This is a genomic window from Streptomyces sp. 5-10, from assembly GCF_014712245.1.
Taxonomy (GTDB): domain Bacteria; phylum Actinomycetota; class Actinomycetes; order Streptomycetales; family Streptomycetaceae; genus Streptomyces; species Streptomyces violaceusniger.
Genome location: NZ_JACVYG010000011.1, coordinates 160,932 through 186,875 on the forward strand (window position 1 = coordinate 160,932; position 25,944 = coordinate 186,875).

Sequence of the window (25,944 nt, forward strand, 5' to 3'; positions counted from 1 at the left end):
ATTAACGTGCGTCCGGTCATTCCGGTGGCATGCGTCACGTGAATCCGGGAATGCGCCCGGCGGACACGGGTGCCGTGGTCCGCTGTCTCAGCACCGGAGGTTCCGTTATTTCTGCGCAACCTGTACAGAAATTTGGCGACAATCCAGTTGATGTCAGGGACACTGATCACTACACAGAGGAGTACGTACCCAGCTTCGTCGAAAAGTGGGACTCGCTGATCGATTGGGACCGGAGGTCGGAGAGCGAGGGTACGTTCTTCATCGACCTGCTGCGCGAGCGCGGCGTCAAGAAGGTCCTGGACGTGGCCACCGGGACCGGCTTCCACTCCGTCCGGCTGCTCGAGGCCGGATTCGAGACCGTGAGCGCCGACGGCAGTGCGGAGATGCTCGCCCAGGCGTTCTCCAACGGGCTCAAGCACGGTGACCACATCCTCCGCGTCGTCCAGGCCGACTGGCGCTGGCTCAACCGCGACGCCCACGGCGAGTACGACGCCATCGTCTGTCTCGGGAACTCCTTCACGCATCTGTTCTCCGAGCGCGACCGGCGCAAGGCGCTCGCGGAGTTCTACGCGATGCTCAAGCACGACGGAATCCTGGTCCTGGACCAGCGCAACTACGACGCGATCCTCGATCGCGGCTACAGCAGCAAGCATGTGTACTACTACTGCGGAGAAGACGTCGCCGTCGAACCGGAGTACGTGGACGAGGGGCTGGTGCGCATGCGCTACAGCTTCCCCGACGAATCCGTCTACCACCTCAACATGTTTCCGCTGCGCAAGGACTACACGCGCAGGCTGTTGCAGGAGGTCGGCTTCCAGCGGATCGAGACCTACGGCGACTTCCAGCACACCTACCGGGAGGAGCGGCCCGACTTCTTCATCCACGTCGCGGAGAAGGAGTACCGCACGACGGAGGAGCCGGTCGGCCCGATCGGTTCGGCCACGGCGAACGGGGAGTACGCGGGAGCCGTGGGCACCGCCCGCGACTACTACAACTCCGCGGACGCCGACGCCTTCTACTGGAGTGTCTGGGGCGGCGAGGACATCCACATCGGCATCTACGACCGGCCCGACGAGCCGATCGCCGAGGCCAGCAGGCGCACCGTGGCCCGGATGGCCGGGCAGTTGGACCTGACCGAGTCCTCCGTCGTCCTCGACCTCGGAGCGGGCTTCGGCGGCTCGGCGCGCTATCTGGCCGAGACGTACGGCTGCCGCGTCCTCGCGCTCAACCTCAGCGAGGTGGAGAACGAACGCCATCGCGCGCTGAACGCCGAGCGCGGGCTGTCCGAGGCCATCGAGGTGATGGACGGCTCCTTCGAGTCCATCCCGCTGCCGGACGACAGCGTCGACGTCGTCTGGTCGCAGGACGCGTTCCTGCACAGCGGCAACCGCGCCCGCCCCCTGGAGGAGGCCGCCCGCGTGCTGCGCCCCGGCGGTCACCTCATCTTCACCGACCCCATGGCGGCCGACGGCTGCCCCGCCGAAACCCTCCGCCCCATCCTGGACCGCATCCATCTGGAGACCATGGGGTCGCCCGAGTTCTACCGCCACGAACTGGCGCGGCTCGGCTTCGTCGAGGTCGGCGGCGGCTTCCAGGAGCACCGCGAGCATCTGATCACCCACTACGCCCGGGTCCTGGAGGAAACCCGGCGCCAGGAGGCGGACGGCCTGACGGAGCGCGTCAGCGCCGAGTACCTGGCCCACATGAAGAAAGGTCTCAGCAATTGGGTCCAGGGCGGCAGAAACCGCCATGTGACCTGGGGAATCTTCCACTTCACCCGCTGATCCGGGGGTGACCCCGCCGGGTGGCCGGCGCGGTGGGCTTCGAGGCCCGCCACCCCGGCCACCCCGGGGCGCTCACCGGGCGTTCGCGGTCAGGGGGAGGCCCGCGACCCGGTGGTGCAGGGCGGCGAGCGGTGCCGCGAGGTGCCCCTGGCCGGAGGTCGCGGATTTCGGCGGGGTCCCGCCGGTGATGACGAGGGCCTGTCGCCAGTAGCGCAGCGAGAACGAACCGGTGCGCGCCCCGCGGCGGAACAGGGCGCGCAGACGCGCGCGGAACGCCGGTGTGTCGTCGTGGCCGTCGACGCGGGCGTAGGTGCGCACGAAGTGGCCGTGCGCTTCGGCGAGCCGGTCCGGGCAGCCGGCCGCCAGGGCCTCACCGGCCAGCGCGCAGGCGTCCAGGAGACCGGCGTAGAACGACGCCACGTCGCCCACCTGGTGGGGCTGCGGCTGGCGGCGCCGGTCGTCCGCGGTGGCCAGGGCATGCAGCTCGGCGTAGGCGAGGACGGTCGCGGTGGTCGGGGCGGCCGGTGGCGTGGGCACCGCGCCGTCGATGACGGCCTGGGCGAGGCGGCGCGGCAGTCCGGCCGGAAGCGCCCAGTGCCAGTACCGCACCAGCCGGTCGTGGGCGTCGTCCGGCTTGCCCACCCCGGCGAGCAGGGCGAGGCGGCGCAGCCGTTCGGGCGCGGGGCAGTCGTCCAGCGCGCGCAGCGCGGCCCGGCGCCAGGTGAGCGCACGCAACTGCTCCCGCACCGCGCCCAGTTCACGGCCGACGAGCTCACCCAGCGAGCGTTCCCCCGCCATGACCGCGGCGATCGCGGCGATGGGCGTGCCGAGCGCGCGGAGGCGCTGGATCAACTGGAGCCTGGGCAGCGCGTCCGCGGCGTATCTGCGGTGGCCGCCCGGGCTGCGTCCGCTCTCGGGCAGCAGCCCGGCGTCCGAGTAGTAGCGGACGGTCTTCACCGGCAGTCCGGTGCGCGCGGCCAGCTCGCCGATGCCCATCGTGTCGCCGCCTTGGGTGCCGTCCTGGGCGCCGCCTTGGGTGCCGCCCGTCATCGCTGCTTGAACCTCCACCGCGCAGGAGCCCTTAGCGTCCGTGGCGAACGCCGTCGTCCGGGTGCGCGCCGGGCGGCGCTCGCCGAGGAGGATCATCACATGCGGATTCTGATCGTGACTGCCGGTTCGCGCGGGGACGTCGCTCCGTACACGGGCCTGGGGCGGCGGCTGCTGGAGGCCGGTCATGAGGTGGCCGTAGCCGCGCACCCGCCCTTCGCCGGGCTCATCGACGGATGCGGTCTGGACCACCGGCCGCTGCCGGGCGATCCCCGGGAGTTGATCCGCGCCAGGGCGCGGGCGGCCTCGTGGGACGAGGCGCGGGCGGCGATGGCGGCGTTCCTGGACCGGCTCGCCGACGGGGTGGCGGCGGCGGTGGCGGACGGGGCCGACCTGGTGCTCACCGCGTTCGGCCCGGCGGCGCTCAGCCGGGTGGCCGGTGAGGCGTCCGGCGTCCCCGTCATCGGCACCTTTCTCGCACCGGCCTGTGCCACGAGGGAGTTCCCGCTCGCCGGTGCGACGGACGCCGACGACCTCGGGCCGGACGGCAATCTGGCGGCGGGGCAGCGGCTGCTGGCGGACGCCGGAGCGCTCCAGGCGGCCGCCGTGGCGGGGCTGCGCACCCGGCTCGGGCTGCCGCCCGCCACCGCGCGGACGACCGGAGCGGACCTCCGGCCGGTCTTCCACGGCTTCAGCCCGCTGGTCATACCGCGCCCGGCGGACTGGCCGTCCGGGGTCGAGGTCGCGGGCTACTGGTGGCCCGCCCGGCCCCGGGACTGGCGGCCCCCGGCCGAGCTGGTCGACTTCCTCCAGGCCGGTCCGCCGCCGGTGTTCATCGGGTTCGGCAGCATGGCGCCGGGCGAGGGGGAGCGGCTGGGCGAGCTGGTGACGGCGGCGGTGGCCCGGGCGGGGGTGCGCGCGGTGGTGCAGGCGGGATGGGCCGGGCTGACGGCGGCCGGGGACGACGTCCTGGCGGTCGGCGACCTCCCGCACGACTGGCTGTTCCCGCGCACGGCCGCCGTCGTCCACCACGCCGGAGCGGGCACCACCGCGGCCGGACTGCGCGCCGGGGTCCCCGCGGTGCCGGTGCCCGCCATGGCCGACCAGCCGTTCTGGGCGGCGCGACTCCACCGCCTCGGAGTCGCCCTCCGGCCGCTGCCGCTCGACGCTCTCACCGCCGAATCCCTCGCCACGGCGATCACCACCTGCCTGACCGACCCCGCCCTCCGCCGCCGGGCGACGGAGCTCGCCGAGGCCATCGCCGCGGAGGACGGCGCGGCGGCGGTGCTGGCCCACATCGGCGCGGTGGGCAGGCGGTAAGGCCGGGCGCGGAGGGCATCTCTCCTCGGCGGCCCCGGCTCCTCCTGACCCAGCACACACGATGACGGGGTCGGGCGCGCTGTCGCCCCCACCAGGGGTGTCCGACGGACCTTGCCGCCTGCGGCGGGCTGTTCCCCTCCCCGACCCTTCCCGAAACTGGTGCTCCGCCCCAGACCCCGGACCCGGGGCTCCGCTCCAGGTTCCGGATTCCGGGCCCCAGCCCTGGGCCGGGGCTCTGCCCCCTCCCAGAACCCAGGTGCCCCTGGCCCTGGCTCCGGGCCCTGGCCCTGGCTCCGGGTCCTCGCCCTCGGGATCCAGGGGCGGAGCCCCTGCCACGCGGCGGAGCCGCAAATCGATGCTGCGGGAAGGGGCTGGGAGGGGAAAGATCCGCCGCACGGCGCGACCCGTGGCGCGGGACGGCGGGGGTGTCCGACCCGGCTCGTAGAGTGGCGCGCATGAATATCTGCGTCTTCTGCTCCGCCGCCGACCTCGACGACCGCTACACCACCCCCGCCCGCGAGTTCGCCGAGCTGATCGGCAAGGGCGGGCACACGCTGGTCTGGGGCGGGTCCGACGTCGGGCTGATGAAGGTGATGGCGGACGGGGTGCAGGAGCACGGGGGGCGGCTGGTCGGGATCTCGGTGGAGTTCCTCGCCGCCAAGGCCCGGGAGAACGCCGACGAGATGCTGATCGCCAAGGACCTCGCCGAGCGTAAGGCGCAGCTGCTCGCCCGCGCCGACGCCGTCGTGATCATGGTCGGCGGCACCGGGACGCTGGACGAGGCGACCGAGATCCTGGAGCTGAAGAAGCACGGGCTGCACATCAAGCCGGTGGTGCTGCTCAACGCGGCAGGGTTCTACGACGGCCTGAAGCAGCAGTTCCAGCGGATGGAGGAGGAGGGGTTCCTGCCCCGGCCGCTGAGCGAGCTGGTCTTCTTCGCGGAGAACGGGGTGGAGGCCATAACGTACCTGGAGTCCGTCTGACGCGGGTGCCGCTGGAGACATGCATCCGCGCCGCGCGACGCCCGGCGCGCAGGCAGAGGCCCCGAGGTGGCGGCTCCCCGTCTGACCGTCGCACACTCCGACGACAGCGTGTCAGTTCGGCAACCGGTCAAAGTGCCCGCGCTTAACACCGGAGATGAACGTGCGGAGCGCGATCCTGTCGGTATGGAGAACGGTGCTGGGTTCCGAACTCTCCCGGATGGCTATGTCACTGTCGTCGGCGGCGACCTCTATGCAGTTGTTGCCGCCGCCGCTGCAGAACGACGACCGCTGCCAGGTGCGCTCGTGCACGAATGGCTCCTCTCACATCTCACGGACGATGGACCGGATGAGCTTCTGCGACTCGTCGGGCGGGAGCGCGGAGTCTTCCATCAGGTCCAGAAGCGAACGATAGTTGGCCAGCGGTGTAGGGGAGTCGGCGAAGTGCGCTCCGTACGCCGTATCCAACTGCACGGTGTCGAGCTGGGGCACCGGTCCCTCTGCGTAGAGGATCGACTGCCCGGCACCGTAGAAGCTTCCCGCGCTAAACGGGATGACCAGTAGCGTGACGTTCTCGCGGTCGGCAGCATCGGCCAGGAACTCAAGCTGCGGTCGGGCCACAGCAGGTCCGCCGAACTGCATCCGTAGCGCCGCCTCATGAATGATGCCGACGTAAGGGGTAGGGCATTCCCGATCGAAGATGCCCTGACGGCCCATTCGGTGGGCGACGCGCAGCTCTACGTCCAGGCGTCGCAGCGCTGGCACGGAAAGATCGAAGATCGCGCGGGCATGCTCCTCGGTTTGCAGTAGCCCCGGGAGGTGCACCGTCTGAGCGGTACGGATCCGCGTGGCGTGGTGCTCGATTTCGGAGATGTCGAGAAAGCCATCCGGTAGCTTGCCTCGGTACTCCTCCCACCAGGGCTGGTCTCCGCGTGTACCGGCCATGGCTGCGAGGGCTTCGATGAGAGCTTCATCGGGGCATGCGTAGTTGCACGCGAGTTGGCGAACGCGTTCCTCGCTCACCCTGGTCCGGGCGGCCTCGATGTGAGCGACCATCGTTCGGTCCGCTCCGAGCATGGCCGCAGCCTGCTGGACCGAAATGTCAGCCTGTTCGCGCATGCGACGAAGTTCCGTGGCCAAACGACGCTGGCGGGCCGTAGGGGCAGGTCTTGATGCCATTGGTCCTCTCTCTGCGCTGCAAGCTGAGTTTGGCAGCGGGGCTCGCAGCCGTCGAGTGAGGCGCCAATTATTCACTCGATAGTGGAGGTGGCATCACGTGTGAAGGATTGTGCTCTAGCTTGTGATGCGAACCACTCGCCCGCGCCGCCGCCCCGCAACGGAAGCGCACCGTTCGCCCCTGCCCGGGAGGGCGAACGGCACTGACACCGTTGCGCCACTCGACCCAACGAGCGTCGGCGCCCGCGAACACACCCACGTACCGCGAACGAAACCCGCACCGGAGGTGCCGCGTGACCCCGTTTCCGCCGCCGCTGCTGTTCACCGAGCCCTGGGAGTACGAGCTCCGCTTCCCTCGCGATCCGCGCGGCCCGGGGATCGTCCGGGCCACCCTGCGCGCCGTGCTGACCGCGCACGGATTGCGCGAACTCGTCGAGCGGGCCGCGCTGCTGACGTCCGAGCTGACCACCAACTCCGTCCGCTACTCCGGCAACCACGCCTCCGTGCGTCTGCTCTGGCTGCATCCCGTCCTCCGGATCAGCGTCACGGATACCAACCCCGAACTGCCCGAGCCACTGAAGCCGTCCGCAGAGTCGGTGTCGACCGAGTTGGAGAAGGGGCGCGGCCTGTTCATCCTCGACGTCCTCGCCGACCGTTGGGGCGGCTGCGCCATCGGAGAAGAGCCGTTCGGGCTCGGCGGCAAGACGCTGTGGTTCGAGCTGTCCTGGGGTGGGCCGCCGTCGGCACCGGTTCCGGCCCTCGCCGCCTGAGCCTGCAGAGCGCCGGACCGCGGCTACAGCAAGCGCCGGACCCGTTACAGGATGGGAGCGCTCGGCGGGAAGCCCGCGCGGGTTTCGGGCATGGGATCGCGCCAAGCCGGGACCAAGCCGGGACCGTCGGCGGGGCGCGTCCCTGGGTGAGGCAAGCTGGGGAGCATGGGAACGCATCTGATCACTGGGGCAGGCTCGGGCATCGGCGCGGCGGTCACCGAGCGGCTGGCCGAGCGCGGCGACGAGCTGTGGCTGCTCGCGCGGGACGCCGGGCGGGCGAAGGAGCTGGCCGGGCGGTTCCCGGGGGTGCGGACGGTCGTCGGCGACCTGGCCGACCCGGACCGGCTGTCCTGGGCGCTGGGCCATCAGACGCTGCCCGACCGGCTGGACTCGCTGCTGCACATCGCCGGAGTGGTCGACCTGGGCGAGGTCGGGGAGCTGACCCCCAAGGCGTGGAACCGCCAGCTCGCCGCCAACCTCGTGGCGCCCGCCGAGCTGACCCGCCTGCTGCTGCCGCAGCTGCGGCTCGCCCAGGGGCATGTCGTCTTCGTCAACTCCGGTGCCGGGCTGCGCGCCAACGCCCAGTGGGCCGCGTACGCCGCCAGCAAGCACGGGCTCAAGGCGCTGGCCGACGCGCTGCGCTGGGAGGAGAGCGGCAACGGCGTCCGGGTGACCACGGTCTACCCGGGGCGCACGGCCACCCCGATGCAGGTGAAGGTGCACCAGCAGGAGGGCAAGGAGTACGACGCGGAGCGCTGGATCGCGCCCGAGACCGTGGCGAGCACCATCCTGACCGCGCTCGACCTGCCGCGTGACGCCGAGATCACCGACCTCCAGGTCCGCCCCCGCGGCTGAGCCGTCTCGGCGGCGGAGGTCGACTCCGGTTCGGGAGGCGCCCCGAAGGGGCGCGGGGCCGAGTCGATGTGCGGCTCCGCCGCGTGGGCGCGACCAGCCACAATGTTGCCGCAGACGACCGACGGCACATCAACGCTTTCAGCGGAGCGCTTACGTGAGCGAGAAGAGCACCACCACCCACCCCTGGCCCCCCGGAACCGCAAGCGGCGTCGGATCGATGCCGGGCGGCGACGCGCGGGAGGCCGCGAAGACCGTCACCGGCTCGCTGGAGGCCCTGCCGTACCTTCCGGAGCTGCCCGCGCGCGGGCCCGGCGCGGACATGATCGGGCGCACCGCCGGGATGCTGGTCGAGCTGTACGCGCATGTCGAGCCCAGCGGCTGGCGGATCAGCGACCGGCCGGGCCGGGACACCCGGCGGGCCCGCTCCTGGCTGGGCGAGGACCTGGACGCGCTGGAGGAGTTCACCCAGGGGCACCAGGGCGCGCTCAAGGTGTCGGCCGTGGGGCCCTGGACCCTGGCCGCCTCCCTCGAACTGCGCGGCGGCGAGGCCGCGCTGAGCGACCCGGGGGCCTGCCGGGACCTCACGGCCTCGCTCGCCGAGGGCGTGCGCGCCCATCTGGCGGAGGTGCGCCGCCGGGTGCCGGGCGCCGAGGTGGTGCTGCAGCTCGACGAGCCGTCGCTGACGTCGGTGCTGCGCGGGAGCGTCCGTACGGCCAGCGGCTACCGCACCCACGCGGCCGTGGACCGGGGCGTGGTCGAGGGCGCGCTGCGGACCCTGGTGGAGGCGGCCGACGGGCCGGTGGTGGTGCACTCGTGCGCGCCGGCCGTGCCGTTCGGGCTGCTGCGGCGCGCGGGGGTCGCGGGGATCTCCTTCGATCTGTCGCTGCTCACGGAGGGTGAGGAGGAGGCGATCGGGGAAGCCGTGGAAGGCGGTACGGCACTCCTCATCGGCGCGGTACCCGGCACCGACACCCCATTGTCGGACCCTGCCGGTAGCGTCGAGGGTGTCAGGACGCTGTGGCGCAGGCTGGGGCTGGCACCGGCGACTCTCGCGGAGTCGGTGGTGGTCACCCCGTCGTGCGGGCTCGCGGGCGCCTCGCCCGGGTACGCCCGCGCCGCGCTGGCCCACTGCGTCCGGGCGGCGAGATCGCTCGCGGACAACCCTGAGTAACGGAAGGACGACACGGTGGCCGGCGAACAGCAGTCAGAGGTCCCCGCCGAGGCGCGGGAGAGGCACGCCAGGCTCGCTGAGCAGATCGAGGAGCACCGCTTCCGGTACTACGTGAAGGACGCGCCGGTCGTCAGTGACGCCGAGTTCGACAAGCTCATGCGCGAGCTGGAGGCGCTGGAGGAGGAGCACCCCACGCTCCGTACGCCCGACTCGCCGACCCAGAAGGTCGCGGGGGCGTACGAGACGGAGTTCACCGAGGTCGAGCACCGCGAGCGGATGCTCAGCCTGGACAACGCCTTCGACGACGAGGAGCTGGCCGGCTGGGCGGACCGCATCGCCAAGGAGCTGGGCAGCGGTTCGTACCACTTCCTGTGCGAGCTGAAGGTGGACGGCCTCGCGGTCAACCTCACCTATGAGCACGGCCGGCTGACCCGCGCCGCGACCCGTGGCGACGGCCGCACCGGCGAGGACATCACCCCCAATGTGCGGACGATCGCCAAGATCCCCAACCGGCTGACGGGCGACCGCGTCCCGGCGCTGGTGGAGGTGCGCGGCGAAGTCTTCCTGCCCCGCGAGCGGTTCGCGGAGCTGAACGCCCGGCTGGTGGAGGCGGGCAAGCCGCCCTTCGCCAACCCGCGGAACGCGGCGGCGGGTTCGCTGCGCCAGAAGGACCCGAAGATCACCGCGTCCCGGCCGCTGGACATGGTGGTGCACGGCATCGGGGCGCGCGAGGGCTTCGACATCGACCGGCTGTCGCAGGCGTACGAGCTGCTGCACGAGTGGGGGCTGCCCACCGCCGCCCACTTCTCGGTGGTGGACTCGATCGAGGGCGTGCGGGAGTACATCCGGTACTACGGCGAGAGCGAGCACCGGCACTCGGTGGAGCATGAGATCGACGGCGCGGTCGTCAAGCTGGACGAGATCCCGCTGCAGGGGCGGCTGGGCTCCACCTCGCGGGCGCCGCGCTGGGCGATCGCCTGGAAGTTCCCACCCGAGGAGGTCAACACCAAGCTGGTGGACATCCGGGTGGGTGTGGGGCGCACGGGGCGGGTGACGCCTTATGCGGTCGTCGAGCCGATCACGGTCGCGGGCTCGGAGGTCGAATTCGCGACGCTGCACAACCAGGATGTGGTCAAGGCCAAAGGCGTGCTGATCGGTGACACCGTGGTGCTGCGCAAAGCGGGCGATGTCATTCCGGAAATCCTGGGCCCGGTCGTCGATCTGCGGGACGGCAGCGAGCGGGAATTCGTGATGCCGGCCGCCTGCCCCGAGTGCGATACGCCGCTACAGCCCGCCAAGGAGGGCGATGTCGATCTGCGGTGTCCCAACGGCCGGTCCTGCCCGGCGCAGCTGCGCGAGCGGATTTTCTATCTCGCCGGGCGGAAATCCCTGGACATCGAGAACCTCGGCTATGTCGCCGCGGCCGCCCTCACCCAGCCGCTGGAACCCGCCGAACCGCCGCTGAAGGACGAGGGCGATCTGTTCGACCTGAAGATCGAACAACTGCTGCCCATTCGGTCGTATGTACTGGACCCGGACAGCGGACTGCCCAAGCGTGATCCGGAGACCGGTGAGGAGAAGGTCGTCACCTTCTTCGCCACCCAGAAGGGCGAGGCGAAGAAGAACGCCCTGGCGATGCTGGCCAATATCGAGGCGGCCAAGGAGCGCCCGCTGGCCCGGATCATCACCGGCCTTTCGATCCGTCATGTTGGCCCCGTCGCCGCCACCGCGCTGGCCCGGGAATTCCGCTCGCTGGACCGGATCGCCGAGGCGGACGAGGAGGAGCTGGCGGCCGTGGAGGGGGTCGGGCCCACCATCGCCGCCTCGCTCAAGGAGTGGTTCGCGGTCGACTGGCACCGCGAGATCGTCGAGAAATGGCGGCGCGCCGGGGTCCGGCTGGAGGAGGAGGGCGGCGAGGACGAAGGCCCTCGTCCGCTGGAGGGGCTCACCGTCGTCGTCACCGGAACGCTGCAGTCGTACACCCGGGATGGGGCCAAGGAGGCGCTGCAGAGCCGTGGTGCCAAAGTCACCGGATCGGTTTCGAAAAAGACCGATTTCGTGGTAGTCGGCGACAATCCGGGCTCGAAGTATGACAAGGCCATGCAGGTGAAGGTTCCCGTGCTCGATGAGGACGGATTTGGCGTCCTGCTCGAACAGGGTCCCGACGCGGCGAGAGAGGTCGCGTTGACGCCCGGGGAAGAGCCCGCGGAAGAGTCCGGGGAAGAGTCCGCGGAGTAGCACGGATGGCCGGTGGAGCGGCGGTTGGAGTAGCCGCTCCACCCATCCGGCGCAGTGCTCCGGCCATCTTGTCCGCTCAATGGGTCCAAACCTGGCCGGATTACGACTGGGAGCACTTCCCGGGTACAGCCGGCGGGCATCACCCTTACAGCGCATAGCAGAAGGTCATGGATCGTCGGGCGGCATTCGGGGAACCGTCGCCGATCGCCGCCCGTCTTCCCCTTCTGCCGCCTACTGTTGAGGTGTGCGCCCGCCGTGGCGCTGGCACCGCCGGCTGTGAGAGGGACGGGTATGAAACCGACCGAAAGCGCCGCCCCGGCGTCGCGGCTGCGCCGGGCCGTGCTGCCCGCGCTGCCGGCCGCTGCGGTCGCCATGGCGGCTTTCGCACTCGGTATCGGAGTGTTCCGAGTGCTCGACGCGGGCAATGCGCTCTTTCCCGACGGAACCGTGGGCTGGTCGCTCGCCGTGCTCACCGGAATCATCGTCGGCCATCTGGTCGCCCTCGGCCGCGACCGCTGGTGGGGCGGCACCGGCTCCGGGGCCGCGTTAACCCTGGCGGCGCTGCTGCTCTACGGCTGGATTCCGGCCGTGCTGGTCAGCCTCGCCGTGGTCGTCCTGGTCGGCGCCGCCCGCCGGCACCGATGGCGGCAGGCCGCCCTGCACGGCGCGGTCGACATCCTCGGGGTCGGCGCGGCCGCCCTCACCCTCGCCGCCTTCGGCACCACCCCCTCCGTCGAACACCCCTGGCGCACCGACACCTGGCAGGTGTCCGCCATCCCCCAGACGGCCCTGGCCGCCTTCGTCTATCTCGCGGTGACGCGCGCCCTGTTGTGGTGCTCCCTCGCCCCGCCCGGCGCCGGGCTGCCCACCGTCGCCCGCACCGCCCTCTTCCGGCAGGCCCTCGTCGGCATCGCGCTCCTCGGCATCGCCCCCCTCATCGTGGTCGTCGCCGGGGACACCCCGCTGCTGCTCCCGCTGTTCGCGGTGCCGCTGGTCGCCCTGGACTCCACGCTGTGGATCGCCCGGGTCCGCGCCGAGGAGCAGCTGCGCGACCCGCTCACCGGGCTGCCCAACCGCCAGTGGCTGCTGGAGCGCACCTGGACCGCGCTGGACGAGGCCGAGCGGGCCGGCACCCGCACCGCGCTGGTGCTGCTGGACCTCGACCGCTTCCGTTCGGTCAACGACACCCTGGGCCATCTGGCCGGTGACCGGCTGCTGCTCCAGATCGCCGAGCGGCTGCGGCTCGCCCTGCCGCGCGGGGCGGAGGTGGCCCGGCTCGGCGGCGACGAGTTCGCGGTGCTGCTGCCCACCACCGACTCGCTCACCAGCGCCCAGCGCAGCGCCCGCGTCCTCGTCGGCGACCTCGGCTCCCCGCTCGACCTGGACGGGCTGACCCTGGTGCTCGAGGCCAGCGCCGGCGTCGCCGTCTACCCCGACCACGCCCTGGACGCCGAGGGGCTGCTGCGCCGCGCCGACGTCGCGATGTACCAGGCCAAGCGCGACCGCAGCGGTGTCGAGCTGTACGAGGCGCGGCGCGACGGCAACACCCCCGACCGGCTCGGTCTGCTCGGCGATCTGCGGCGCGCCCTGGACGCGGGCGACGTCGAGCTGCACTACCAGCCCAAGGTCGGCTTCGACGGGCATGTGGCGGGCCTGGAGGCCCTGGTGCGCTGGGTGCACCCGGACCGGGGGAAGGTGCCGCCGGACGAGTTCATCTCCATGGCCGAGAGCTCCGGGCTGATGCCCCGGCTGACCGAGTACGTCCTGGAGACGGCCCTGGGCCAGGTCGCGCGGTGGCGCGCCGACGGCCTCGAGGTGCCCGTCGCCGTCAATGTCTCGCCGCGCGATGTCCACACCCCCGGCTTCGCGGGCGCGGTAGCCGGGCGGCTGGCCCGGCACGGGGTCCCGGCGGGCGCCCTGCAGCTGGAGATAACCGAGCACGTCCTGCTGGAGGACCCCCAGCGGGCCGCGGACACCCTGGCCGGGCTCACCGGGCACGGGGTGAAGATGTCGCTCGACGACTTCGGCACCGGATACTCCTCGCTGGTCCATCTGCGGCGGCTGCCGGTGAGCGAGCTCAAGATCGACCGCTCCTTCGTGGCCCGGCTGGCCGTGGACAACGAGGACGCGGAGATCGTCCGCTGTACGGTCGACCTCGCCCACTCGCTGGGCCTGCTCGTGGTCGCGGAGGGCGTCGAGGACGACGAGACCTGGGAGCGGCTGCGGGATCTGGGCTGCGACGCGGTCCAGGGCTGGCTGGTGGCCGCGGCGATGCCGCCGGAGGAGATGACGGCGTGGCTGCGGGCGCGGGGCGAGGGTGGCTGGCACCGCGAGACGGCGGAGCCGTCGAGTAAGGAAGCCACTCCCGCGGAAGAGGACGCGGATCAGCCGGTGACGTAGGCGCGTGGCGCCGGTGCTGCGCGTTGGCGTTTCGTTGCCGGGTGCGGGCCGGTGGGTGGCGTTGTGCCCACCCGTTCCGCCCCGCAGAACGATTGCCCACAACGCGGGTGCGCCAAAGCCTTTCGCGCGCCGTGTGGGGAGAGCCATAGGATTGGGGCCGAAACACTTCACACTCACCCAGAGGATCGCTGCATGCCTGGCATCACGCGCGAGGAGGTCGCCCACCTCGCCCGGCTGGCGCGTCTGGAGCTGAAGGCCGAAGAGCTCGACCACTTCGCCGGACAGCTCGACGACATCATTGGCGCGGTCGCCCGCGTCTCCGAGGTCGCCGACCAAGACGTTCCGCCGACCTCCCACCCGCTGCCGCTGACCAACGTCATGCGCCCGGACGAGGTCCGTCCGTCCCTGACCCCGCAGCAGGCGCTGGCCTGCGCCCCGGCCCAGGAGCAGCAGCGTTTCAAGGTGCCGCAGATCCTGGGGGAGGAGTGACCACCGTGACCGACCTGACCAGGCTCACCGCGGCCGAGATCGCCGCCAGGATCGCCTCCGGCGAGGTCACCGCCGTCGAGGTGACCGAGGCGCACCTGGCCCGTATCGAGGCCGTCGACGAGAAGGTGCACGCCTTCCTGTACGTGGACCGCGAGGGGGCGCTCGCCCAGGCGCGCGCCGTCGACGCGAAGCGGGAGCGCGGCGAGGAGCTGGGCCCGCTGGCCGGTGTCCCGCTCGCGCTCAAGGACATCTTCACCACCAAGGGGATTCCGACCACGGTCGGTTCCAAGATCCTCGACGGCTGGATCCCGCCGTACGACGCGACCGTCACCCAGCGGCTGCGGGACGCGGATGTGATCGTCCTCGGCAAGACCAACATGGACGAGTTCGCCATGGGGTCCTCGACCGAGAACAGCGCCTTCGGCCCCACCGGCAACCCCTGGGACCTCACCCGGGTCCCCGGCGGCTCCGGCGGCGGCTCGTCCGCCTCGCTGGCCTCCTTCCAGGCCCCGCTCGCCATCGGCACCGACACCGGCGGCTCGATCCGCCAGCCCGCCGCCGTCACCGGCACGGTCGGGGTCAAGCCGACGTACGGCGGGGTCTCCCGCTACGGCATGGTGGCGTTCTCGTCCTCGCTCGACCAGGGCGGCCCGTGCGCCCGCACCGTGCTGGACGCGGCGCTGCTGCACGAGGTCATCGCCGGGCACGACCCGATGGACTCGACCTCCATCGACGCGCCGGTCCCGGCCGTCGTCGAGGCCGCCCGCAACGGAAGCGTGCGGGGCATGCGGATCGGCGTCGTCAAGGAGTTCGCGGGCGAGGGCTACCAGGCCGGCGTCATGCAGCGCTTCAACGAGTCGGTGGAGCTGCTGCGGGAGCTGGGCGCCGAGATCGAGGAGATCTCCTGTCCGTCCTTCGACAAGGCGCTGGCCGCGTACTACCTGATCGCGCCGTCCGAGTGCTCGTCCAACCTGGCCCGCTTCGACGCCATGCGCTACGGCCTGCGGGTGGGCGACGACGGCACCAAGTCCGCCGAGGACGTCACCGCGCTCACCCGCGCGGAGGGCTTCGGCGCCGAGGTCAAGCGCCGGATCATGCTCGGCACCTACGCGCTCAGCTCCGGCTACTACGACGCGTACTACGGCTCCGCGCAGAAGGTCCGTACGCTGATCAAGCGCGACTTCGAGCAGGCGTTCGAGCGGGTCGACGTGCTGGTCTCGCCGACCACCCCGACCACCGCCTTCCCGATCGGCGAGCGCGCCGACGACCCGATGGCGATGTATCTGGCCGACCTCTGCACGATTCCCACCAACCTCGCGGGGAACGCGGCCATGTCACTGCCCTGCGGTCTGGCGCCGGAGGACGGTCTGCCGGTCGGACTGCAGATCATCGCCCCCGCCATGGCCGACGACCGGCTCTACAAGGTCGGTGCCGCGGTCGAGGCCGCGCTCATCGACAAGTGGGGCCATCCGCTGATCGAGGAGGCACCGTCCCTATGAGTGCGATCAAGAAGGCGAAGGGCTTCAAGAAGTCCAGGCCCGGCACCTACCTGTCCATCGCGACCTCGCTGTTCGGCGCGGTCAGTGTGGCGAAGCAGGCCAAGAAGGCCCGATTCGAGAACGACAAGCTGCAGCTGGCCGACGCGGTGGTCTCGGCCGCCGCCATCGTCACCGGCGTCGCCCTGCTCATCCGCGAGCTCAAGCGCATGGGCGACGACGACGTCCTCGCGGACTGAGAGGTTAGTTTTTCCGTGACCGTCACTGAACTGGTGTCGTACGAGGACGCCCTCGCCACCTACGACCCCGTGATGGGGCTCGAGGTGCACGTCGAGCTCGGCACCAAGACCAAGATGTTCTGCGGGTGCTCCACGGCGCTGGGCGCCGAGCCCAACACGCAGACCTGCCCCACCTGCCTCGGCCTGCCCGGCTCGCTCCCGGTGGTCAACGCGACCGGCGTCGAGTCCGCCATCAAGATCGGGCTCGCGCTCAACTGCGAGATCGCCGAATGGTGCCGCTTCGCCCGGAAGAACTACTTCTATCCGGACATGCCGAAGAACTTCCAGACGTCGCAGTACGACGAGCCGATCGCCTACAACGGCTATCTGGACGTCGATGTCGACGGTGAGGTCTTCCGCGTCGAGATCGAGCGCGCCCATATGGAGGAGGACACCGGCAAGTCCACCCATGTGGGTGGCGCGACCGGCCGCATCCACGGCGCCCAGCACTCCCTCCTGGACTACAACCGGGCCGGGATCCCGCTGATCGAGATCGTCACCAAGCCGATCGTCGGCGCCGGGGAGAAGGCCCCGGAGGTCGCCAAGGCGTATGTGACCGAGCTGCGCGAGCTCATCAAGTCGCTCGGGGTCTCCGAGGCGCGCATGGAGATGGGCCAGATGCGCTGCGATGTGAACCTGTCGCTGCGCCCGCGGGGCGCCGACAAGTTCGGCACCCGCTCCGAGACCAAGAACGTCAACTCGCTGCGGTCGGTCGAGCGCGCGGTCCGCTTCGAGATCCAGCGCCATGCCGCGGTGCTGGGCGACGGCGGCACGATCATCCAGGAGACCCGCCACTTCCACGAGGAGGACGGCTCCACGACCTCCGGCCGGGTCAAGGAGGAGGCCGAGGACTACCGCTACTTCCCCGAGCCCGACCTGGTGCCGGTCGCCCCCGCCCGGGCGTGGGTGGAGGAGCTGCGCGGCGGGCTTCCGGAGCTGCCGCGGGTGCGCCGCAACCGGCTGCGCGAGGAGTGGGGCCTGTCCCGGCACGAGATGCAGTCGGTGCTCAACGCGGGCGCGATCGACCTGATCACGGCCACGATGGACGAGGGCGCCCCGGCCGACCAGGCCCGTAAGTGGTGGATGGGCGAGCTGGCCCGCCGTGCCAACGAGGACGGGGTGGAGCTCGCGGCGCTGCCGATCACCCCGGCGCAGGTGGCCCGGGTGTGCGCGCTGGTCAAGGAGGGCTCGCTCAACGACAAGCTGGCCCGCCAGACCATCGAGGGCGTCCTCGCGGGCGAGGGCGACCCGGACGAGGTCGTGGCCAAGCGCGGGCTGAAGGTCGTCTCGGACGAGGGTGCGCTGGGCACCGCCGTGGACGAGGCGATCGCGGCCAACGCGGCCATCGCCGACAAGATCCGCGGCGGCAAGGTCGCGGCGGCGGGTGCGCTGGTCGGCGCGGTCATGAAGGCCACGCGCGGCCAGGCGGACGCGGCGCGGGTGCGCGAGCTGATCCTGGAGAAGCTGGGCGTCGAGGGCTGACCGGCCGGACGTTCGTCCGTTTCGTTGCCCGACGGCGGCGGGGCGCGCGAGAGCGCACCCCGCCGCCGTCGTACGCGCTCGGGGGCGCCCGGCGGCTCGTTCCCCTCCCCGCCCCTTCCCGCTACCAGGGGCTCCGCCCCTGGACCCCGGGGCGTCGCCCCGCCGCGATCAGCTACCCGGCCAGGGCGGACCGAGCCGCCTGCGACGCGGCGGTCGAGCAGTCGGCCGGTGAGCAGGGAGCCAGGGCGCCCGCAGGGCGGGCGGTGGCGGCGTGAGCACCTGCACCGGCGGGCTGATCGCGGTCGCACGCCCCCGCGTCGGATGACCGGGCGGATGCCCGCGCGCATCCGGGGTGTCCGGCCGGGGTCTGGGGGCGGAGCCCCAGTTTCGGGAAGGGGCGGGGAGGGGAAAGCGTCGATGTGCGGCTCCGCCGCGTGGCCCGCCGCAGGCGCCAAGACCCGCCGGACCCCAGAGCGGCCCGGACCCCAGAGCAGCCCGGACACCCCTACAGCAGCAGCGGCTCCAGATGCGGCACCTCGAACCCCTCGTCGTCAAAGGGGTACAGCGGCCGCACAAGGCGCCGGTGGCCCAGGCGCGCCAGATCCTGGTCCACCCCGCCAGGGGTGAGCGCGATCCGCCAGTCCGCCGCCAAGTCGTACAGCTCGGGCTCCAGATAGCCGATCTTGACGACGACGAGGTCATAGCCGCGCGGATCCAGCTCGCCGAAGTCGGCCAGGGTGTGGAACGGCTTGCGGCGGCTGACCAGGATCGCCGTGACGCCCCCGTGCCGCACCGCCGCGAGGTCCCCGCCGACCGGGTCGTCCCGGCGCAGGGCGACCACCTCGCCGGTCAGCTCGCAGGGCGCGGCGTGGTCCGCCGTCCCCCGGCTGATCCCGCCGCCGACGGACAGCCGGACCGTCGCGCCCGGCCCGGCGGCGATGCACTCCGCGACCGCCGCCGGATCGGTGATCCCGGGGTGCAGGGCGGTGGCGCGGCCGGCGGCCAGGTCCTCGTTGGCCAGCAGCCGTCCGAGCATATAGGCGAGGTCCCCGGCGCCCCCGGCCGTCGGATTGTCGCCGGAGTCGCTGATCAGGAAGGGGCGGGCGGAGGAGGCGACCGCCTCGGCGATGCACTCGTCGGCGCCGCCGGTGGGGCCGACGAAGGTGAAGTCGCGGCGCATCTCCCAGTACTCGCGGGCCAGGGAACGGGTCTGCTCGACGGCGAGCACGGGGTCGTCGCCGGTCACCACCACGGCCGCCCGGCAGCGCGGCTCGTCGGCCCAGGCGTAGCCCACCCAGATCGCCGCGTCCACGACACCGTCCATCGCCTCCACGGCTGCCAGCCGCCCGTACAGCGACTTGGCGGGCTCCAGACGGGTGCTGGTGCGCTCACCGGGCAGCAGCACCGGGATCTGCACCCAGGCCAGGTGCGGGCGGCCGCTGCCGGAGGCCAGGCGCTCCACCAGCTTGCGGGCGGCGCGCTCGCGGGTCTCCCAGGCGTCCTCGTGCGGGGCGAGCCGGTGGGCGGTGATCAGGTCGAGCCGGCCGGCGAAGCGGCGGGAGACATTGCCATGCGGGTCCATGGCGGCGGAGATCAGCGCGTCCGGCCCGATCGCCTCCCGTACCGCCTCGGTCAGATCGCCCTCGGCGTCCTCCAGGCCCACGACGCTCATCGCGCCGTGGATGTCGTACACCAGCCCGTCGAGCGGACCGGCCCGGCGCAGCCGCTCGATCAGCTCGTCCTTGATCCGGTCGTAGGTCCCGCGCTCGACCGGGCCGCCGGGGAGCGAGACGGCGTGGAGCAGCGGCACCCACTCGGCGCGCCCGGCCAGCTCGCCGTCCGGCCGGGTCCAGGCGTAGCGGTCCAGCAGCTCGGCGCCGCGGGTGACGCGGAAGTCGTCGTAGGCCGCGCGGTGCGGGCTGAAGGTGCTGGACTCGATGTGCATACCGCCGATGCCGATACGCGGGCGGCGGCCTCCGGACGCGGCAGGATTCATGCTCTCCGAATTCCCCCTCCCGCATGTGGTGAAGCCCACAAAGGGGACAAAGGATCTTTTTCGCCTGGCAGAGTGCCAGGTCACAAGCACATCACGCCGCCCCCCGGCGCACGACCCGGAAAGCAGCCATGGCCGCACTCGCCCGCTGGTGTCTCAGGCGCCGCGTCATCGTCATCGTGCTGTGGCTGGCCGCCTTCGCCGGGGTCGCCGCGGCGGCGGCCGTGACGGGCTCGGCGTACTCCAACGACTACGACATCCCGGGCACCGACTCCTCCAAGGTCTCCGCCCTGATGGAGCGGCGGCTGCCGGACCGGGCGGGGGACAGCGACACCATCGTCTGGCACACCGCGGACGGCGCGGGCACCGTACGCGCGCCGGAGGTCGAGCGGCGGATGACGGCGGCGCTGCGACAGGTCGCGGGCCTGCCCGGAGTCGCCTCCGTGACCGGTCCGTACGGCGCCGTCTCCGCGACCGGCCCGTACGGCGCCGACCCCGCGACCGGTCCGTACGGCGCCGGTGACACTGGCCGGTTGGGCGGGTCCGGCGGGCTCGGCGAGGCCGGTGACAACGGCCGTATCAGCGCCGACGGGCACACCGCCTACGCCACCGTCGTCTTCCGCGAACCCGCCGCCGACCTGGGCGAGGCGGAGGTGCGCCGGGTGCTCGACACGGTCCGCTCCGCCGCCTCCGGCGCCAAGGGCCTTCAGGTCGAGATGGGCGGCGCGGGCGCCGGGCTCACCGAGCGGACCGGGCCCGCCCATCTGAGCGAGGCCATCGGGGTCGGCGTGGCCGCCGTGGTGCTCTTCCTCGCCTTCGGCTCGCTCGCGGCCACGCTGCTGCCGATCGCCACCGCGCTCATCGGCGTCGGCACCGCGTACGCGGCCATCGGGCTGCTCGGCCACGCCATGACGATCGCCGACTTCGCGCCCATGCTGGGCATGCTGATCGGCCTCGGCGTGGGGATCGACTACGCGCTGTTCATCGTCACCCGGCACCGCAAGGGGCTGCGGCGGGGGCTGTCGGTCGAACAGGCCGCACAGCGCGCGGTGGCCACCTCGGGGCGCGCGGTGGTCTTCGCGGGCGCGACCGTCTGTCTCGCGCTCCTCGGCATGCTCGTCCTGCGGCTGTCCTTCCTCAACGGGGTGGCGGTCGCGGCGGCGCTCACCGTCGCCCTTACGGTCGCCGCCTCGCTCACCCTGCTGCCCGCGCTGCTCGGCCTGATCGGCATGCGGGCCCTGAGCCGGAGGGAGCGCAGACGGCTGGCCGAGCGGGGGCCGGAGGCCGCGGCGTCACAGGGCCTGAGCGCGCGCTGGGCGCTCTACGTCGAGCGCCGCCCCAAACTGCTGGGGGCGGTCGCGGCCGCCCTCATCGCGGTGCTCGCGCTCCCCACCTTCTCGCTCCACCTGGGCACCTCGGATCAGGGCAACGGCTCCGCGGCCTCGACCACGCGACGGGCCTACGACCTGCTGGCCGAGGGGTTCGGACCAGGTTTCAACGGCCCGTTGACGCTCATAGGCAGCATGGACGGGGCCGACGACCGTATGGCCTTCACCCAACTGCCCGAGACCCTGCGCACCATCCACGGGGTGGCCTCGGTGAGCGCCGCGGACCTGGGCGGAGGCGGCGACACCGGCGTCATCACGGTCGTCCCCACGACGGCACCGCAGTCACGCGACACCTCCGACCTCGTCGGACGGCTGCGCGCCGAGGTGCTGCCCCGGGCCGAGGAGGGCAGCTCGCTGCGGGTCTACGTGGGCGGGCTGACCGCGGGCTACGACGACTTCGCCGCGGTGATCGTGAGCAAGCTGCCGCTGTTCGTGGGGGTGGTGGTGGCGCTGGGATGTGTGCTCTTGCTGCTCGCGTTCCGCAGCATCGGCATCCCGATCAAGGCGGCGGTCATGAATGTGGCCGCCGTCGCGTCGTCCTTCGGCGTGGTGGTCGCGATCTTCCAATGGGGCTGGGGGAGCGAACTGCTGGGGCTGGGCAGGGCGGGCCCGATCGAGCCCTTCCTGCCGGTGATCATGGTGTCGGTGCTCTTCGGGCTCTCCATGGACTACCAGGTCTTCCTGGTCAGCCGGATGTACGAGGAGTGGCGGCGCACCCGCGACAACCGCACCGCGGTCCGGGTGGGGCTCGCCGAGACCGGCCGGGTCATCAACTCCGCGGCCGTCATCATGATCGCCGTCTTCTCGGCATTCGTGCTCAGCGGCGACCGGATCATCGCGATGTTCGGCATCGGGCTGGCTGCCGCGGTCGCCCTGGACGCCTTCGTCCTCCGTACGCTCCTGGTGCCCGCGCTGATGCATCTGCTCGGGGGCGCCAACTGGTGGCTGCCGGGCTGGCTGGAGCGGCTGCTGCCGAGGATCAGCATCGAGGCGGAGGGCGACGCCGAGGGCGACGGCGCGGGCGGCACCGAGGGCGGCGCTGAGGGGGATGGCGCGGGCGGCGCCGAGGTCGGCGCCGAGGGCGATGGCGAGGGTCCGCCGTCCGGGCCGGGTCCGGTGCCCGTGTCGCTGCCGGGGCAGCCCGCGGGCGGCGCGGCGCGGGCCGGTACGGAGCGGTCTCCGGTGCCCTAAGGACCCTCCTCAGGCTTCCTCAGACGTTCGGGCGGGGCGCCTAAGGCCCCGGTTCGAGCGAAGATCGGGCAGCCTCCCGATGTGCCGGACCCCGTTGGGCGACGAGAGTGGACGCGTTCCACGAAACCACTCGTCACCAGGGAGAACACCATGCTGCACCATGAGTTGCACCGGATCCGCGAGGCCGAGCTGCTGCGGGAGGCCGCCGCCCACCGGCTGGTCCGGGAGGCGGCGGAGGGGCTCGGTGGCCGGTCGGCCGGGCGCGGGAGCGGAGGGCGGGTGAGGCCGGTCCGGCGGTGGCGCGGCGACCGCTCACCACGGTCGTACCGCACGGCGGCCTGACGGCGGCCGGGCCGTGCCGCTCGTCATCGGGGCCGGGGCGGGAGCCGGAACGGGGAGCGCCGAAGCGGGGAGTACCGGAGCGGTGGGTGCCGAAGCGGTGGGTGCCGAAGCGGTGGAATCCGGAGCGGCGGGCGCCGGAGCGATGGGTGCCGGAAAAGCCGGTGCCGTGGTGTCGGAGCCCTGTGCGATGCTCGACGACGTGCTCACCACGTCTGTCAGCCCGGTGTTCATCGGCCGCGCCCAGGAGTTGGCGACCCTCGAAGACGCGCTCGCCCGCGCCACCGCGGGCGAGCCGCAGGTGCTGCTGGTGGGAGGCGAGGCGGGGGTCGGCAAGACCCGGCTCATCGACGAGTTCCTGGCCTCGGCCGTGGCCGCGGGGGCGGTCGCGGCGGTCGGCGGCTGCGTGGAAATCGGCGCCGACGGGCTGCCGTTCGCGCCCGTGTCCACCGTCCTGCGCTCACTGCGCCGCAAGCTGGGCACCGAGTTGGACGGGGCCGTCGCCGGGCAGGAGGGCGAACTGGCCCGGCTGCTGCCCGAGCTGGGCGAGACCTCCCGCGCGTCCCACGACGGGGACGGCCGGGCCCGGCTGTTCGAGCTCACCGTACGGCTGCTGGAGCGGCTGGCCGCGGAGCGCACCCTCGTCGTCGCCATCGAGGATCTGCACTGGGCCGACCGCTCCACCCGCGAGCTGCTCGGCTACCTCTTCCGGTCGCTGCTCAGCGCCCGGCTGCTGGTCGTGGCCACCTACCGCTCCGACGACATCCACCGCCGCCATCCGCTGCGCCCGTTCCTCGCCGAGGTGGACCGGATGCGCGAGGTGCGGCGCATCGAGCTGTCCCGCTTCACCCGGGGCGAGGTGCACGCCCAGCTGACCGGGATCAACGGGGCCGAGCCGGAGCGCGACCTGGTCGACCGGGTCTTCAAGCGCAGCGACGGCAACGCCTTCTTCGTGGAGGAGATCGCCCGCTCCCTCAACGAGGGCTGTGCCACCGGGCTCAGCGAATCGCTGCGCGATCTGCTGCTGGTGCGGGTCGAGGCGCTGCCCGAGGAGGCCCAGGGGGTGGTGCGGATCCTCGCCGAGGGCGGCTCCTCGGTGGAGTACGAACTGCTGCGCGCGGTCGCCCGGCTGGGCGAGGACGAGCTGATCGACGCGTTGCGGGCCGCCGTCGGGGCGAACATCCTGCGCCCCACGGCCGACGACAGCGGCTACCGCTTCCGGCATTCGCTGGTGCGCGAGGCCGTGCGCGACGATCTGCTGCCCGGGGAGCGCTCCCGGCTCAACCGGCGCTTCGCGGAGGTACTGGAGGCCGAGCCCACGCTGGTGCGGGCCGATGAGCGGGCCGCCCGGCTGGCCAGTTACTGGTACCACGCGCACGACCCGGCCAAGGCCCTGCCCGCCGTGCTCCAGGCGTCCGTCGAGGCACGGCGGCGGTACGCCCACGCGGAGCAGCTGCGGCTGCTGGAGCGGGCGATGGAGCTGTGGGAGGACGCCCCCAAGGAGATACGACGGGCGCAGCGGCCCATGGACTACGCGGAGGTGTACCCCGCCCGCGGCTGTGAGGACCAGGCGCTGCGCCATCTCGATCTGCTCGCCGAGGTGGTGGTGGCCGCGCACATGTCCGGGCAGCGGGAGCGCGCCCTGGCCGTCAGCAAGCGGGCGCTGCGGACGCTGGACCGCGGCGGTGACGACCCGCTGCGCGCCGCCTGGTTCTGGACCCAGCAGGGCAAGCTGATGGAGGGCCTGGCCCGCGGTGACGGCTGGGAGGAGCTGAGCCGCGCCCAGGAGCTGGTCCGCGGGCTGCCGCCGTCCCCCGTGCACGCCGAGGTCATGGCGCAGGTGGCGGGCTGGACGATGACCCACCGGCCAGGTGCCGAGGGCCTGGCCGCCGCCGAACGGGCGGTGGAGCTGGCCCGGATGGTCGGGGCCGAGAGCACGGAGCTGAACGCCCGCCTGACGCTGGGCTACTTCACCGGTGACTCCGGTGACATCGAGCGCGGGCTGGCCGAGATGCGCGAGGTCTGCGAGCGGGCCCTGGCCCTCGGCGACATCAGCGTCCTGGGGCGCTGCTATGTCAATCTGGCCTCGGCGCTGGAGGGGGTCGGCCGGTCGGCCGAGGCGGTGGAGACCGCCGAGGAGGGCGCCCGGATCCTGGACCGCGTCGGCCTGGTGGACTCCCGGGCCTGGGTCTACGGGAATCTGGCCGAGTCGCTGTTCTCCCTGGGCCGCTGGGACGAGGCGGAGGCGGCGGCCCTGAAGACCCGGCGGCTCGCCCTCGGCACCAAGCCGCGCGGCACCGCCGCCAACCGGCTCGCCCAGCTGGCGCTGGCACGCGGGGAGTGGGACACGGCGGAGCGCGAGCTGGCCGCCGCCCGGGAGCACTACGGCGCCCACAACACCGAGCCGCAGTACACCCTCCAGGTCGCGGGGCACGCCATCGAACTCGCGGCGGCCCGCGGCCGGATCCTGGAGGTCAGGGCCCTGCTGCGGCAAGTCGTGGAGGCCGGTTTTCCGCCCGGGATGCAGCGCTATGCCTGGCGGTTGCTGTACACGGCCGCCGCGGCCGAGTCGGCCGCGCGCGGACTGCCCACGGCGGAGCCGGGCCGGGGCGAGGCGCTGGCCCACCTCCGGGCCGCGGTGAAGCGGGTGCCGCAGCCCGTGCCGGTATGGCGGGCCCACGCGGCGATGGTCCAGGCCGAACTGGCCCGCGCCGAGGGCCGGAACCGGCCCGACCTCTGGGCCGAGGCCACGGCCGCCTTCGCCACACTGGACCGCCCGTATCCGCTGGCCCACGCCCGCCACCGCTGGGCAGAGGCGCTACTCACCCCCGCCCGGGGCGCCCACGGCCAGGATGCCCCCGGCCAAGGCGCCCCCGGCCAGGGCGCCTCCGGTCAAGCCGCCTCCGGCCAGGGTGCCCTCGGGCATGGTGCCTCCGGTCAGGGCGCCCCCGCTCAGGGTGCTTCCGGTCAAGCCGCCCCCGGCCAGGGTGCTTCGGGCCAGGGTGCCTACGGCCAGGGCACCCCCAGCCAGGCCGATCGCGAGCACGCCGCCGAACTGCTCGCCCAGGCGTATGCCGTGGCCGAACGGCTGGGCGCCCGGCCGCTGCGCGAGGAGATCGAGTTGCTGGCCCGGCGTGCCCGGCTGTCCCTGGCGTCCGCCGCGACCCGCGCCGCGCTCGACGCGTCCCGGCCGCGCACCCCCGCGCTGCCCCCGGCCCCGGGCTCCCCGGCGCCGACCGCCGGACTCACCGGACCCACCGAACCCGCCGATCCGGCGGCGGAGCTGGGGCTGACGCCCCGGGAGCGGGATGTGCTGCGGCTGGTCGCCGACGGGCGCAGCAATCGCCAGATCGCCGAGGAGCTCTTCATCTCACCCAAGACGGCCAGCGTCCATGTCTCCAACATCCTGGCCAAGCTGGGCGTCTCGGGCCGGGCCGAGGCAGCCGCCGTGGCCCACCGGCTGCGCCTGGTGGACGGCCTGGCCGACGGCGCGGCGGCCCGCTGACGGTGTGCGCGGTGCGCACTGGCAGGACGCGGGGCGCTGACA

General features: G+C 72.5%; 19 protein-coding genes. 15 read left to right on the top strand and 4 right to left on the bottom strand.

Annotation, left to right across the window (positions count from 1 at the left end; all coding sequences use genetic code 11):
* The first annotated feature begins 50 nt into the window (after window positions 1-50).
* Window positions 51-1,784: a glycine/sarcosine N-methyltransferase gene (locus IEJ02_RS16285; protein WP_498067037.1), complete on the top strand. Its 1,734-nt coding sequence runs from the start codon at window positions 51-53 to the stop codon at window positions 1,782-1,784.
* A 72-nt stretch (window positions 1,785-1,856) separates the two neighbouring features.
* Here IEJ02_RS16285 and IEJ02_RS16290 read toward each other — a convergent pair whose 3' ends face one another.
* Entirely contained in the window at window positions 1,857-2,930 is a 1,074-nt protein-coding gene (locus IEJ02_RS16290; RefSeq protein ID WP_223863942.1) for a helix-turn-helix domain-containing protein, read from the bottom strand.
* Between the two features lie 3 nt (window positions 2,931-2,933).
* On the opposite strand from IEJ02_RS16290, the gene IEJ02_RS16295 reads away from it, so the two are divergent.
* Both IEJ02_RS16295 and IEJ02_RS16300 read left to right on the top strand, forming a co-directional pair.
* Window positions 2,934-4,151, top strand: a complete 1,218-nt coding sequence (locus IEJ02_RS16295; RefSeq protein ID WP_191065539.1) for a glycosyltransferase — start codon at window positions 2,934-2,936, stop codon at window positions 4,149-4,151.
* A 455-nt stretch (window positions 4,152-4,606) separates the two neighbouring features.
* A complete protein-coding gene (locus tag IEJ02_RS16300; protein ID WP_191065540.1) occupies window positions 4,607-5,134 on the top strand; it encodes an LOG family protein in 528 nt (175 codons plus the stop codon).
* Window positions 5,135-5,245: 111 nt separating this feature from the next.
* Here the strand turns inward: IEJ02_RS16300 and IEJ02_RS16305 are convergent, their stop codons facing one another.
* Together IEJ02_RS16305 and IEJ02_RS16310 are read right to left on the bottom strand one after the other, a co-directional pair.
* A complete protein-coding gene (locus tag IEJ02_RS16305; protein WP_191065541.1) occupies window positions 5,246-5,443 on the bottom strand; it encodes a DUF397 domain-containing protein in 198 nt (65 codons plus the stop codon).
* 12 nt (window positions 5,444-5,455) lie between these two features.
* Window positions 5,456-6,310 (bottom strand): helix-turn-helix domain-containing protein, encoded by an 855-nt coding sequence (locus IEJ02_RS16310; RefSeq protein WP_191065542.1) that lies wholly within the window; start codon window positions 6,308-6,310, stop codon window positions 5,456-5,458.
* Window positions 6,311-6,600: 290 nt separating this feature from the next.
* Between IEJ02_RS16310 and IEJ02_RS16315 the strand changes: the two genes are divergently transcribed.
* The 9 genes from IEJ02_RS16315 (at window position 6,601) to gatB (ending at window position 17,486) form a co-directional block, all read left to right on the top strand.
* Window positions 6,601-7,077, top strand: coding sequence for an ATP-binding protein (locus tag IEJ02_RS16315; RefSeq protein ID WP_191065543.1), 477 nt, complete (start codon window positions 6,601-6,603; stop codon window positions 7,075-7,077).
* 165 nt (window positions 7,078-7,242) lie between these two features.
* A complete protein-coding gene (locus IEJ02_RS16320) occupies window positions 7,243-7,932 on the top strand; it encodes an SDR family oxidoreductase (RefSeq protein WP_137979707.1) in 690 nt (229 codons plus the stop codon).
* A gap of 154 nt (window positions 7,933-8,086) precedes the next feature.
* A complete protein-coding gene (locus tag IEJ02_RS16325; RefSeq protein ID WP_191065544.1) occupies window positions 8,087-9,103 on the top strand; it encodes a methionine synthase in 1,017 nt (338 codons plus the stop codon).
* A 15-nt stretch (window positions 9,104-9,118) separates the two neighbouring features.
* Window positions 9,119-11,341 carry an NAD-dependent DNA ligase LigA gene (gene ligA / locus IEJ02_RS16330; protein ID WP_191065545.1) on the top strand — a complete coding sequence of 741 codons (2,223 nt, stop codon included), beginning with the start codon at window positions 9,119-9,121 and terminating at the stop codon, window positions 11,339-11,341.
* 291 nt (window positions 11,342-11,632) lie between these two features.
* Window positions 11,633-13,741 carry a putative bifunctional diguanylate cyclase/phosphodiesterase gene (locus IEJ02_RS16335; RefSeq protein ID WP_191065546.1) on the top strand — a complete coding sequence of 703 codons (2,109 nt, stop codon included), beginning with the start codon at window positions 11,633-11,635 and terminating at the stop codon, window positions 13,739-13,741.
* Between the two features lie 192 nt (window positions 13,742-13,933).
* Window positions 13,934-14,230 (top strand): Asp-tRNA(Asn)/Glu-tRNA(Gln) amidotransferase subunit GatC, encoded by a 297-nt coding sequence (gatC, locus tag IEJ02_RS16340; protein WP_020868242.1) that lies wholly within the window; start codon window positions 13,934-13,936, stop codon window positions 14,228-14,230.
* Window positions 14,231-14,235: 5 nt separating this feature from the next.
* Complete coding sequence (gene gatA, locus IEJ02_RS16345; protein ID WP_191065547.1) at window positions 14,236-15,729, top strand: Asp-tRNA(Asn)/Glu-tRNA(Gln) amidotransferase subunit GatA; 1,494 nt, start codon at window positions 14,236-14,238, stop codon at window positions 15,727-15,729.
* Entirely contained in the window at window positions 15,726-15,965 is a 240-nt protein-coding gene (locus IEJ02_RS16350; RefSeq protein WP_020868240.1) for a hypothetical protein, read from the top strand. The genes gatA and IEJ02_RS16350 overlap by 4 nt, the downstream gene beginning before the upstream one ends.
* 15 nt (window positions 15,966-15,980) lie before the next feature.
* On the top strand, window positions 15,981-17,486 hold the full coding sequence (gatB, locus tag IEJ02_RS16355) for an Asp-tRNA(Asn)/Glu-tRNA(Gln) amidotransferase subunit GatB (protein ID WP_191065548.1): 1,506 nt from the start codon (window positions 15,981-15,983) through the stop codon (window positions 17,484-17,486).
* A gap of 505 nt (window positions 17,487-17,991) precedes the next feature.
* On the opposite strand, the gene IEJ02_RS16360 is transcribed toward gatB, so the two are convergent.
* Entirely contained in the window at window positions 17,992-19,482 is a 1,491-nt protein-coding gene (locus IEJ02_RS16360) for a M81 family metallopeptidase (protein ID WP_191065549.1), read from the bottom strand.
* A gap of 128 nt (window positions 19,483-19,610) precedes the next feature.
* Here IEJ02_RS16360 and IEJ02_RS16365 point away from each other — a divergent pair, with 128 nt between their 5' ends.
* The 3 genes from IEJ02_RS16365 to IEJ02_RS16375 all read left to right on the top strand — a co-directional run bounded on the left by IEJ02_RS16365 (window position 19,611) and on the right by IEJ02_RS16375 (window position 25,902).
* On the top strand, window positions 19,611-22,058 hold the full coding sequence (locus IEJ02_RS16365) for an MMPL family transporter (protein ID WP_191065550.1): 2,448 nt from the start codon (window positions 19,611-19,613) through the stop codon (window positions 22,056-22,058).
* 150 nt (window positions 22,059-22,208) lie between these two features.
* Complete coding sequence (locus tag IEJ02_RS16370) at window positions 22,209-22,400, top strand: hypothetical protein (protein WP_191065551.1); 192 nt, start codon at window positions 22,209-22,211, stop codon at window positions 22,398-22,400.
* Between the two features lie 187 nt (window positions 22,401-22,587).
* Window positions 22,588-25,902 carry a helix-turn-helix transcriptional regulator gene (locus IEJ02_RS16375; protein ID WP_223863947.1) on the top strand — a complete coding sequence of 1,105 codons (3,315 nt, stop codon included), beginning with the start codon at window positions 22,588-22,590 and terminating at the stop codon, window positions 25,900-25,902.
* Window positions 25,903-25,944 lie beyond the last annotated feature (42 nt).